Genomic DNA, 9778 nt, shown 5'->3' on the forward strand with positions numbered 1-9778 from the left:
TGCTGACCCCCTGCCGGTCGCCGGCGTCGACCTGCGCCTGCCGCACCCACCGGCGCAAGCTCTCAGCGCCGAAACCGAGCCGCTTCGACACCGTCTCGCACGCGGTCGTGAGGTTCGGGTACTCATCGAGGTGATCGAGCACGAGCCGGATAGCGCGCTGCTTCGTCTCCTCCGGAATCCTCTTCGGCATGATCATCATCTTCCTTCCAGACTCGAAAGGAAGCGGCATCAAACCGGGGACGGTTCAGACACCCATCAACGAGCTTGTCGCCACAGGCACGCTCCTGCCTGTGCGTGTGGGCCGGCTGGACGGCAAGATCACGCTCACCGCGGTTGGGATCCCCGCCGACCCTGAGGTCACGCCTTCGGTGCCGCTCGTTCCGGGGACACCGGGCTGGCTCGAGCCGGAGCGTTTCGCACCGAGCATCGTGCCGACGGCGGACTCATCAGCTGACACCGCGGTGGCCCGAGTCAGCGATGGCGCGACTCCGCCTGCCTCGCCTCGGGACAGTCCCGCGGCTGCTTCTGACCTGGCTCCTCGAGTCGAGATGCTCGAGGCGGAGCTGGGCGTGCTCCGCAAGGCGATCGCGCGCCTGACGCCGGGAGTCGTGGCCGCGAGCCAGATTCAGCACCTGGAACAGCAGCTGCGTGACGAGGCGCGAGAGAACATCGAGCTCGCATCGAAGCTCGCCGCCGAGCGTGAGGCACGCAAGGACGCCATCAAGGCAGCCCAGGTGGCGCGCAAGAGCAGTGTGGGTACTGCTCCCTCCCGTGAGTACCGCCGCAGCCGCTGGCTCACCGACGAAGAGTGGATCCGCCACGAGATCTTCCTTGCGTGGATCGACCGCATCGACCCTAATGAGAGGCCGTCTACGCCGCTCGGTGACTACGTGATCGGAGAGCGCTTCGCATCCTCGCTCGAGTCGCTGGACGACGCTCAGTTCGACAAGGCCATGCGCGCCGTCGTGGACGTCGTGACGGGACGCGCGCACGCAGTCAACGGTCGGGATCTGCACCCATGGCGCTCGGGCACAGGCGGTGATGACCCGCAGCGGATCCGTGACGTCGACGGGGCGAAAGGCTGGCGATGCGCAATCGAGAAGAACTCGCCGTCGGCGCGGCGGCTTCATTACTGGGTGCTCCGCAACGGCACAGCCGGCGGACAGGTCGAGCTGTCCCGGGTCGTGCTGCACGACGACTTCGCGGAGTAGAAGCGAAGTTCTGCCCCGCCTGGCAGTGGGGCAGCCAAACGTGCTCGGCGGGATGCGCGCCAGCCGGGCCGAGCCAAGATGTGACTTCCGATGAACCGTCTGCGTGAATCGGCCTGACTTTCGTTCCTATCGGGAGCCTTGTCCAGCAGGTGCCGGATTGGCTGATTCCAGGTCAGCGTAGTACGCGTCTTCGACCTCGATCGGGGTGCGCATGTCGAGCTCGCCGTGGAGGCGCTGATTGTTCCACCACCACACGTACTCAAGGGTTGCTAGCTCGACCTGCTCGACGGTTCGCCAGGGGCCGCGCTGACGGATCAGCTCGGTCTTGTAGAGACCGTTGACCGCCTCCGCGAGGGCGTTGTCGAACGAGTCGCCGACGGTCCCGGTGGAGGGTTTCGCGCCGAGTTCCTCGATCCGATCGGTGTAGACCACGGCGAGGTAGTTCGATCCGTGATCGGCGTGATGAACCAGGCCGTCGAGGCGTCCGCCGGCGTCCCAGGCGGCCATATCGAGCGCCCGTAGTGGCAGGATGTCGGACTTGAGCGTGGCTGCGACGTTCCAGCCCACGATGCGACGCGAATAGACATCGGTGACGAACGCGACATACGCGAACCCGGACCATGTTGCGACGTATGTCACGTCAGCGACCCAGAGGCGGCGCGGGCCGGGGGCAGTGAACCGGCGTTGCACGAGATCCTTCGGCTTCTCCGCTGCCGGGTCGGACTTCGTCGTGAACATCCGCTTGGACCGCTTCACGCCCTCCACCCCGGCGAGCCGCATGAGCCGTTCGGTCTGATCGCGACCGATCTCCCACCCTTGCCGCCGCATGAGTGCGTGCATCTTCCGGCGTCCGTAGACGCCGTAGTTCTCCGCATGTAGGCGAGCGACCTCCGGCACCAGCAGGTCGTCGCGCAGCTGCCTCGCTGACGGCGCACGGCTGACAGCGGCGCGGTAGCCGCGCGCGGTGAGGAAGCCCTGGACTGCCGGTTTGAGGACCCGGCAGATGAGCTCGACCCCGAAACGATCCCTGTGTTCATCGATGAACCGGACCATCTCGGTCAGGGGCGGTCGAGCTCCTTCGCGAAAAACACGCTCGCAGCCTTGAGGATCTCGTTGGCCTTGCGCAGTTCGGCGTTCTCCTTCTGCAGCCGCTTGATCTCCACCGCCGCGTCCGTCGTCAGCCCGGGCTTGACACCGGCGTCGACCTCGGCCCGGCGCTGCCACAGTCGCAACGTCTCCGGGCTCATCCCCAGCAGCCCAGCCACATGCCTAACCGCGCTCATCATCGTCGGGTGCGACGGCCGCGTCTCCGCGAGCATCCGCAACGCCCGCTCACGCATCTCCGGCGAATACTTCCTGTTCATCGTGTTCCATCCTTGCTTGAAGAACGGAACGAAAGTCAGGCCGATTCAGCGACGGCTCCGGGGCGACGCTAGACATCCTGAACCTCCGACGCAAAGTCAGGCCTCGGAACCGCCCGTGCTCGTGCTCGAGCCCTTGCCGTTCAGCAATCGGGTGACGAGCGCCAAGGCCCCCTGCCAACGCTCTCTCGGTGCCCAGGTGGTGCTCTCGAAGCGCGACCGGCACGCAGCGTTGCGGCAGTCGGGAGCGGCATCGAGCCACCGTGAATGGGGCGTCAGGTGCCGGTGCCCCTCGGGCCGGTCTCAGTGACCGTGATCACCGGCGCCGCGAGGCGAGCGCGACTGAGCGCGTCGGCCACGTAGTCGAGGTCATCCTCGAAGAGGTCGGCGTACGTGTCGAGAGTCATCGCTGCTGACGCGTGACCGAGCATCCGTTGCACAGCCTTCACGTTCGCGCCGGCGCTGATCGCGAGACTCGCCGCGGTGTGGCGCAGATCGTGCGGGGTCACGATGGGGAAGGTTGCATCCGCCTCGCGCACACGGCGCACGGCTTTGGCGAACCAGCCGTCCTGCGAGTTCGGCAACCGGAGATGCTGGATGCCGTCGCCGAACAGGAGCAATTCTGCCGATTTTCCAAGCGCGAGCGCGCGGATGGCGCGATCCAGGAAATCGGGGTACGGGACTGACCGGGAGACGTGGGTCTTGGGCGTGCCGGTGTGCACCTTCCCGTTGACCATCACCGCGTTCTCGCGGACATGCACCCGTCGACGGTTGGGGTCGAGGTCGGCGACGCGAAGGCCGGTCGCTTCCCCCCAGCGGACGCCGGTGTAGGCCAAGAAGTACACGACCTCGGGATGCTTTGACGCCGACGCGAGTTGGTCGACCTGCGCGTGCGTGAGGTAGACACGGCGCTTCGGTTGCTTTCGGGGCAGCTTGATGCCTCGTGCCGGGTTCTCCGGGATGCGGCGGTCACGGACGGCTCCGTCGAGGACGGCGGCGAGCACGCCGTGGGCGCGGATCACGGTGGAGGCGCTACGGTCCGCGGACACCTCCGTCACCCAGGCGCGCACGTCGCTGTACCGCACGTCGCCGACCCGCACGTGCCCCCAGCGCGGCTGGACGTGTATGCGCCAGGCGGATTCGAGCGGATGCAGGGACGATGGCTTCAAGACCGCTGCTTGGTTCTGCAGCCAGTCGGGTGCCAGGTCACCGATCGTGATTCGGGCGTGGGCAGGGTCCAGGTACTCGCGCTTTGCGATGGCCGTTGCGACCGAGGACAGATAGTCTTCCGCGCTTCGCTTGGTGAGGAATCCTCGCTTGGCGGCCTGCGTGCCGTCCGGCTTGAAGTACCGGATCAGGTACCGGCGACCCTTTTTGGTCTGGTACGGCTGGACGCTACCCACCGGCCGGTCGACCAGCGTTGTAGTTCATGCCCGCGAGCCGCCCCGCGGCGCGCGCGGCGATGATCCACGACGACGCCGTGCGGTGCGGCACGCCGAGTTCGGTTTGGATCAGCTTCGCCGGCGGCAGCCCCGCCAGCGCCGCTGACCCGTACAGCAGCTCGACGACCTGCATCCGTGCTTCACCAGCGCCGCGCCGTACGACCTCGGCAACGAGTGCCGGCGGCAGGAGCCGCCCCTGCGAGGTGGTCAGTTCCGAGACGGAGAGCCATCGCGCGAGAGGGTCTGTCTCGTCGTCAAGCGTCAGAAAGATGCACCGCGGTGCCGCGGTCTGCACGATCGCCTGCATGCCGACCTTCGCGACCGTCGGGTAGTTCAGCTCGACGCCGTCGCGGATGGCGGTGTTGGTGACGGACTTGATCACGTACCGGCCGGCATCTGCGACATACAGAGCCGACAACGCCGTTGACACCCCCAGCGGGGCGTCCGTGGTCGTGGCGATGAATGCGGGAGCGATGCGCAGTGCGGACCCGACGGGCTGCGTCGCATCCTGCGATGTCACGGGGGAGCCTTCGAGCGTTGTCACGTCGACCTTCACCTCCTCAGTCTGTCTAACCGCACGGCGCTTTCGCATTCACCTCTTGCGGAGAGTAGCACATAGTGCTTCACTCAAGTCTAATGACGGTGATCATGCGCAAGTGGAGGTGAACGATGGTCACGATCATGCAGGTGCGTTCGGAGGATCCCGAGCACACGTTCCTGACGCCGCAGGAACTCGCCGACTTGCTCCCTGGCGTCCCGCTCAGTCGACTCGGGTCATGGCGGCGCACTGGCGACGGACCGAACTTCGTGAAGTTCGGTCGGACGGTCGTCTACAAGCTCTCCGACATCGAGACGTGGATGGCGGCACAGACGCACCGGAGCACCGGTGACACGCTTCCGAGAGCCCTCCGGCGATGATCACTGTGTACACGACGGGACCTGCTTGCATGCAGTGCCGGCTGACGAAGCAGGTGATGGATGCCGAGGGCATCGCGCACACGGTCATCGACCTCACCGAGCCGGGCAACGTGGCGGCGCGTGAGTACGTCACCGACGACCTGGGTTACTCGCAGGCGCCGGTGGTGGTCATCGACGATCACGACCACTGGTCGGGCTTCCAGCCGACCAGGATCAGGGAGTTGGCCGCGCGGATCGGGAGCGACCGATGAGCGACGAAGCCGACGCCCACGAACACCGCGACGCCGGCGTCGCCCGCGAAACGGAGGACGTGCGCCTGCAGATCGCGCACGCCCAGGCGGAGCTGTACGACCGGGCGAAGCGCAAGCGGGAGGCTCGACGCCAATATGCGCGGGACTACTACGCGCGGCACCGCGACGAGCAGCGCGAGTACCAGCGGCAGGCTCGGGCGAAGCAGCGTGCGCAGGATCCCGACGCCTACCGCGAGCGCGTCAGGGCACGCAACAAGCGCTGGCGTGACAAGCATCGCGAGCAGGCGAATGCCCACCAGCGCGAGAAGTACCACGCCGATCCGGAGAAGCGCCGCCGGCGCCGCCGCGAGGCCTACGCCCGCAACCCCGAGGAGCAACGCGCCAGACGGCGCGCCTACTACGCCGCAAACAAGGAAAAGTCCCTCGCTGCGCAGCAGCGCTGGCGCGATCGGGAGAAGCGTCGCGTCGGGGCAGGACTCCCCGTGCGGCGACTGCACAATGTTTCTCTCGAAGAGCGCTTCGCGAACCGCGCCGCAGCGGACGAGTTCTTCGACCGGGTGCGGACGAAAGCTGAGCTTGACCTCGCGCTCCGGGAGATTGCCACACCGCCCGAACTTTTCGCCGCGTGGAAGCGGGAATCCCTTCGAGTTCGCGCGGCCCACCACCTCGCCGTTCAGAAGGAGGAGCTTGAGCGCCTCCGCAAGGCACTCGCTCGTGGACGCCCCGGCCCGGAACCGAATTCGCTCCTGACGCCCGAGCAGATCGAGGACGCGCGGATGGATGCGATCGCGCGGCAGGTCAACAACCGCCTCCGCCATCGTGAGCCGCCGCGACGCCGGCATCATCTCGACCCCGCTGCACCGCACCCGCAGGCGCTCAACAACGACCAGATGGGAATGAACCGATGACCACCATCCACGACTCCCTTCCGAGCTTCATCGACCGATCGCAGACCGAGGCAGTGCTCTACCGCGTCGCCGTCAGCGCGCTCACCTGGCGAGCAGACGCCGAACCGGGATACAGCATCGAGGACGAGCAGCGCTGGTGCCTGGCCCCGTTAGGGGGCGTCGATCCAGGGCTGCCTCTCCGAGTGCTCGTCGCCGACACGATCCTCGATCCGTCGCGCAACCGCGCTCAGCTCATCCAGGCGCTCGTCGCGCTGAGCGATGGGTGACGGCGTGCACACGGTCGCGAGCGACTTCCCGGTGGCTGATCCTAGCTTCCTCCAGGGCGCTCCGTTCCGGGCTTTCGCGGCATATCCTCACCCCTCCGCTGGCGCTCCGGGCCTCCGGTATTCCACGACCCGGCACTGCGCACCCCTCCGGTCGCTTCTCGTGCCACTTACCAGGAAGACGCCGGACACAGGTCAGGTGAGAATTCCGCGCAGGACCGTGAACCGCCCCGGCGCGAGGCTCGAATCATGGGTGGCGACGCCGTAGCGACGGGCGCGCTCGTCGCCGTGGTCGCGAGCGGCGCCCTCGGGGTCGTATCCGCAGCAAGGCTCGTAGGAGCGGCATGCGCAGGGAACGGGAAGCGGATGCTGCGCCTCGGAGCTCTCGTCGTTGCCCTGGCATCCGTTGCCTTCGCCGCCGCGCTCGTGCTGGCTGCTTCTGGAGCCGCCGGAGTGCCCGGGTTGCGCTGTCCTGTCGCGAGACGTACTCAGATGGGTCCTGCCGGTCGAGGTGCTCGACGAGACTCTCGGCGTGTCAGGCGGCGATAGCGGGGAACACCAGCAGCGATCCGTCTTTGCGACGCTCGATCTCGATTGCCACATCGGTCGGCTGCATCGCCAGGTTGAGTTCTTGACCGAATGCCCGGAGGCGATATGCAGCCTCGAGGAGGTCGTCGACTTCGCCCGGGGTGAATGCCGGGATCCGGAAGCCGCCATGACGCTTTAGCTCCAGCGTCGACAGCTTGAGTAGCACGGAACTGATACCGGCCTCGAGTTCGTTGACGCGGCGCTCGTCGTCATGCAGTTCGCCGAGGAAGCGCTTGAAGGGATTGTCGTCTAGTTGCGCGTGCTCGACAGCCTGCAGCACCAACACTCGCCGCTTGAGAGCGATCGCGAGTCGCGCGAGTTCGAGATGCGCGCGGAACGTGCCGCCGTCCTCGTCGATGCCGGGGAACGACTTGGTGAGCGTGCCGACTTCGACCGGACCTTCAGGGAGCCCGTCGAGCGCGGCCTGCCACTTCGTGAGCCGTCGACGGGTCGCTTCGATGGCCTTGTTGATCTCGAAGGTCGAGGAGTCGAGCCCAAGCGAGTGCCCGATCCGGCCCTGATCGAGGAGAATCGCGGTCGCTTTGTCGATCGCGTCTCGACAGCCGTCGAGATTGTTGCGCTCGGCGTCGAGGCTGTCCTCATGTAGTTGCTCAAGCAGATCAGTGATCCGCTCGATTGCCTTCTGGCGCTCATGGTCGGCATGCGCGGCAACAGCGACCGCGACGGCCATGAGCACAAGCGGAGCAGCCACAGTCAAAGCCCCAGCGCTCGCCACCGCCGCTCCGGCCGTGGCAGCCGAGCCCGTCGCCGCCCCGGCGACGGCGGCCTTTCCCGCGACCGGAACGAACGTGGCCTTGGCGACGATCCCGGTCGAGTCGCGCAGTGCGCTGTATACGCCGCCCGCAACGGCCTTGGAAGTCATTGGCGTCACCAGGCCCTTGCCTACCTGCGCCGCGACCTTGGCGGGCACGACCATCCGGTAGAGAACCTCACCAGTCTCCGCGACGTTGATCTTGGCGGGAGCCGCCTTCGCGGTCTGCGCAACGAGCTGCGAAAGCTGCTGTGCGAGCGGGCTTGCCGCGTGCAGGGCGATCCCACCTGTGCGTTCGCGGGCGGCGGGCACCGGATGCGCCTCGAGCGTGGCGACCGGTGCATCGGCAAGCGCCGCGAGCACCGTCCGCAGCTCCGTGAGCCGGGCCGGAGTCATTCCAGCCTCATCGAGCACGCTCGGAACGCTCACCGGCTCGGTTGTGAGAGCCCAAACCGGCACGAGCGTGTCAGTCTCAGCAACCATGACGTTGTCCTTCCCCAGGTCGCACTCCACCATAGAGCGTGGTTGCGACATCTTGATCGCGCAGCGGGACGAGGCGCGCCAGCGGGGCGCGTTCGCTCATCCCAGTCCGATGTCGAGGCTCGGCACCGGCGTGGCAATAGCCGGTTCCGCGATGCCGACACTCGTGCTCTCGGTTGGTGCTGCCCGCCGCAGTGCGTCGATCCGAGCGTGGATTGTCGCTTCCGCTCTCGAGCGGGCCAGAGACTCCACGGGCAGCGGCAGGCGAGGGAGAACCTCGCTAAGCGCGAGCTCGTGCAGTTCCACAAGCACTTCGGCCAGTGGAGCGTGCACGCGGCCGGTGTTCAGCGCGAACTCGGTGCTTGCGCGGAGTTCCGAAAGCCACCGCCTCCCCTCGGGTCCGGACATCGGCGTCACCTGCTCGCGTACGAGCGCCCGGATGGCTCCCGCGAAGCCGTCGGCGCGACGGGCATCGAAGACCCAGTCGCCTGCGCGACCGACCACCGTAAGCCGATCGACGGATGCCTCGCCCTCGAGCTCGCTCACCAGAGCGCGTGTCGCATCGAACCCCACGTCGTGCGTTGCGAGGTCAGTGAATGGAGCGCTCCGTTCGTCGAGAACTGCAAGCAGGTGCCGCGATGCCTCGGACAGCAGGCTGACAGCGCGGGACTGTCCTACGACTGCCACGTGAGTCTCGAACCCTTCACGCTGGAACAACTCCGCGGTGGCACTCGCTACTCGAGCGGACGAGAAGGATCCCTCAACCAAGAGCGACCGCCGATTTTGGCGCGCATACGCGAGGCAGTCACGCAGCCATGCTGAGGTTGCCTCGGCGAAGATGCGCAACGCTTCCGGCGACCGGGATCGCGACAACTCGAAGTAGCGAGGGTGGAACGCGCGCAGGCCTCCTCCGTCGACTATCGCCGCACCAGGATGCTCCGCAAGCAGCGCCCGAGCCGCTCGGCCGGCACCAGCGCCGGGCTGCCCGACTACGAGCGTCAGGGTCGGAGCTTCGGGGCGGTCCATTGACGGGAACAGGAACGGAACGATCGTCGCGTCGAAGATCGCTCGCGTCTCGGCGGCTTCCAGTTCGAGGTCCGTCACGGCCGCGGCCCCGAGAACTCGGCAATGCGGTGCGCGAGGCGATCAATCAACGTGTCAAGTGTCGATCGGTCGAATGCGTCGACATCGAAGAGCTCATGTCGGATCACCGATACCTCGGCGACAGCCTTGTCGCGCGAGATCGCGCCGCCCGCGGCAAGACGCAAGACGGCCGCGGTCGCCACGTCCGCAACGTCGCGCAAGGCGTAGTACGCAACGATGTCGTTGGACCTCCATGCCGATTGCGGTGCCATTCGACCTCCAACGCAAGTCTACGAGTCGGGCACGGACACCCGCTGGATCCCACGCACATCCAGGAGGGGCGGCCCTCCTGCCCCATCGGACGTGCACTTGCGCGTCGGCTGGGGTACGAGATCGAGAGACATCGCGGGGTCAGCGGAAAGAATCGGTGTCGGCCTTGGATGGTCGGTCCGGACCGGTTGACCGTCGTTTTCTTGCCTATCGATCAAACTATGTCTGTGG

11 protein-coding genes and 1 pseudogene are annotated in these 9778 nt (G+C 66.8%); 5 read left to right on the plus strand and 7 right to left on the minus strand.

Annotated features, from left to right (window positions below; genetic code table 11):
* Positions 1 to 190, minus strand: a pseudogene (locus B5M43_RS13030) (IS3 family transposase); the annotation flags it as partial.
* Between B5M43_RS13030 and B5M43_RS13035 the strand changes: the two are divergent.
* The gene (locus B5M43_RS13035) at positions 189 to 1211 is read left to right on the plus strand and encodes a hypothetical protein (RefSeq protein ID WP_134746284.1); all 1023 of its coding nucleotides are present in this window, start codon (positions 189 to 191) and stop codon (positions 1209 to 1211) included. The pseudogene B5M43_RS13030 and the gene B5M43_RS13035 overlap by 2 nt on opposite strands.
* A gap of 126 nt (positions 1212 to 1337) precedes the next feature.
* Here the strand turns inward: B5M43_RS13035 and B5M43_RS13040 are convergent.
* The 3 genes from B5M43_RS13040 to B5M43_RS13050 all read right to left on the minus strand — a co-directional run bounded on the left by B5M43_RS13040 (position 1338) and on the right by B5M43_RS13050 (position 4570).
* Positions 1338 to 2575 (minus strand): IS3 family transposase gene (locus B5M43_RS13040; protein ID WP_134746283.1). Its coding sequence is split into 2 segments (ribosomal slippage): positions 1338 to 2290 and positions 2290 to 2575, totalling 1239 coding nucleotides; the frame shifts between segments, so codons are not numbered across the junction.
* 272 nt (positions 2576 to 2847) lie between these two features.
* Positions 2848 to 3975 carry a site-specific integrase gene (locus tag B5M43_RS13045; RefSeq protein WP_134746282.1) on the minus strand — a complete coding sequence of 376 codons (1128 nt, stop codon included), beginning with the start codon at positions 3973 to 3975 and terminating at the stop codon, positions 2848 to 2850.
* Positions 3968 to 4570 carry a hypothetical protein gene (locus B5M43_RS13050; protein ID WP_230668116.1) on the minus strand — a complete coding sequence of 201 codons (603 nt, stop codon included), beginning with the start codon at positions 4568 to 4570 and terminating at the stop codon, positions 3968 to 3970. Before B5M43_RS13050 ends, B5M43_RS13045 begins: the two co-directional genes overlap by 8 nt.
* Positions 4571 to 4683: 113 nt before the next feature.
* Between B5M43_RS13050 and B5M43_RS13055 the strand changes: the two genes are divergently transcribed.
* Genes B5M43_RS13055 through B5M43_RS13070 form a run of 4 tightly spaced genes read left to right on the plus strand, consistent with a single transcriptional unit; the run spans position 4684 to position 6357 of the window.
* Positions 4684 to 4932, plus strand: coding sequence for an AlpA family transcriptional regulator (locus tag B5M43_RS13055; protein ID WP_134746281.1), 249 nt, complete (start codon positions 4684 to 4686; stop codon positions 4930 to 4932).
* Positions 4929 to 5183, plus strand: a complete 255-nt coding sequence (locus tag B5M43_RS13060; RefSeq protein WP_134746280.1) for a glutaredoxin family protein — start codon at positions 4929 to 4931, stop codon at positions 5181 to 5183. Before B5M43_RS13055 ends, B5M43_RS13060 begins: the two co-directional genes overlap by 4 nt.
* Complete coding sequence (locus B5M43_RS13065) at positions 5180 to 6091, plus strand: hypothetical protein (protein ID WP_134746279.1); 912 nt, start codon at positions 5180 to 5182, stop codon at positions 6089 to 6091. Before B5M43_RS13060 ends, B5M43_RS13065 begins: the two co-directional genes overlap by 4 nt.
* Positions 6088 to 6357 carry a hypothetical protein gene (locus tag B5M43_RS13070; RefSeq protein WP_134746278.1) on the plus strand — a complete coding sequence of 90 codons (270 nt, stop codon included), beginning with the start codon at positions 6088 to 6090 and terminating at the stop codon, positions 6355 to 6357. The genes B5M43_RS13065 and B5M43_RS13070 overlap by 4 nt, the downstream gene beginning before the upstream one ends.
* Before the next feature lie 532 nt (positions 6358 to 6889).
* On the opposite strand, the gene B5M43_RS13075 is transcribed toward B5M43_RS13070, so the two are convergent.
* The 3 genes from B5M43_RS13075 to B5M43_RS13085 all read right to left on the minus strand — a co-directional run bounded on the left by B5M43_RS13075 (position 6890) and on the right by B5M43_RS13085 (position 9549).
* Positions 6890 to 8197: a hypothetical protein gene (locus B5M43_RS13075; protein ID WP_134746277.1), complete on the minus strand. Its 1308-nt coding sequence runs from the start codon at positions 8195 to 8197 to the stop codon at positions 6890 to 6892.
* A gap of 96 nt (positions 8198 to 8293) precedes the next feature.
* Positions 8294 to 9298 carry a zeta toxin family protein gene (locus B5M43_RS13080; protein WP_134746276.1) on the minus strand — a complete coding sequence of 335 codons (1005 nt, stop codon included), beginning with the start codon at positions 9296 to 9298 and terminating at the stop codon, positions 8294 to 8296.
* A complete protein-coding gene (locus B5M43_RS13085; RefSeq protein WP_134746275.1) occupies positions 9295 to 9549 on the minus strand; it encodes a hypothetical protein in 255 nt (84 codons plus the stop codon). Before B5M43_RS13085 ends, B5M43_RS13080 begins: the two co-directional genes overlap by 4 nt.
* Between the last annotated feature and the right edge of the window lie 229 nt (positions 9550 to 9778).

The sequence above is a fragment of the Microbacterium sp. MEC084 genome, from assembly GCF_004514465.2.
GTDB lineage: Bacteria > Actinomycetota > Actinomycetes > Actinomycetales > Microbacteriaceae > Microbacterium.

What these genes read in the sequence shown, in the direction of transcription:
- B5M43_RS13035 (WP_134746284.1), top strand. Translation starts at nt 189, where the DNA reads ATGATCATCATCTTCCTTCCAGACTCGAAAGGAAGCGGCATCAAACCG.
- B5M43_RS13055 (WP_134746281.1), top strand. Translation starts at nt 4,684, where the DNA reads ATGGTCACGATCATGCAGGTGCGTTCGGAGGATCCCGAGCACACGTTC.
- B5M43_RS13060 (WP_134746280.1), top strand. Translation starts at nt 4,929, where the DNA reads ATGATCACTGTGTACACGACGGGACCTGCTTGCATGCAGTGCCGGCTG.
- B5M43_RS13065 (WP_134746279.1), top strand. Translation starts at nt 5,180, where the DNA reads ATGAGCGACGAAGCCGACGCCCACGAACACCGCGACGCCGGCGTCGCC.
- B5M43_RS13070 (WP_134746278.1), top strand. Translation starts at nt 6,088, where the DNA reads ATGACCACCATCCACGACTCCCTTCCGAGCTTCATCGACCGATCGCAG.
- B5M43_RS13075 (WP_134746277.1), bottom strand. Translation starts at nt 8,197, where the DNA reads ATGGTTGCTGAGACTGACACGCTCGTGCCGGTTTGGGCTCTCACAACC.
- B5M43_RS13085 (WP_134746275.1), bottom strand. Translation starts at nt 9,549, where the DNA reads ATGGCACCGCAATCGGCATGGAGGTCCAACGACATCGTTGCGTACTAC.